The sequence below is a fragment of the Blautia sp. DFI.6.71 genome, assembly GCF_020593585.1.
GTDB classification, from domain to species: domain Bacteria; phylum Bacillota; class Clostridia; order Lachnospirales; family Lachnospiraceae; genus Blautia_A; species Blautia_A wexlerae.
In genome coordinates this window covers 1-425 of record NZ_JAJDMJ010000163.1, presented here as the reverse complement: position 1 = coordinate 425, position 425 = coordinate 1, and the positions used below count along the sequence as shown (strand labels likewise).

The window sequence follows — 425 nt, the reverse complement described above, 5'->3', positions numbered from 1 at the left end:
GTTTCTTTTATTTGAGCAAGTGCTTCTTTTTCTAATTTTATCGCTTTTTCTGTTTTGGGTTCCAGAGTTGCCTGATAATCCAATAGTAAGGCACGGTCAGATGCAGTCCCGTAAGTATTTGCTTTTATAAAATGCTGTAGTTCCTGGATGATTTTTTTCATACCCTTTTGATAGTGGTACTTCTCCATATATGGAAAAACATCTTCTAAAAATAACAGGTATTGGGGAATATCGTCCTTTTCAATGAAAAGCATGATGTTTTCTACTGTTTGAAATAATTTTTTATAATAGCTAACTTCAATGCCATGCATCAAACATATTTTTTGCAGAGAATCCAATAACGTGTGGCAGCTTGTAACAGAAGGTGCGGTCTCGGAAACTGCAATTTCCTGAATCATTGGATGCAGAGAAATAGTATGCCGGAG

The 425-nt window shown here is 35.8% G+C and carries 1 pseudogene; it reads right to left on the bottom strand.

What is annotated here, in order from left to right:
• Positions 1 to 425: pseudogene (locus tag LJE12_RS19735) on the bottom strand (Archaeal ATPase); the annotation flags it as partial.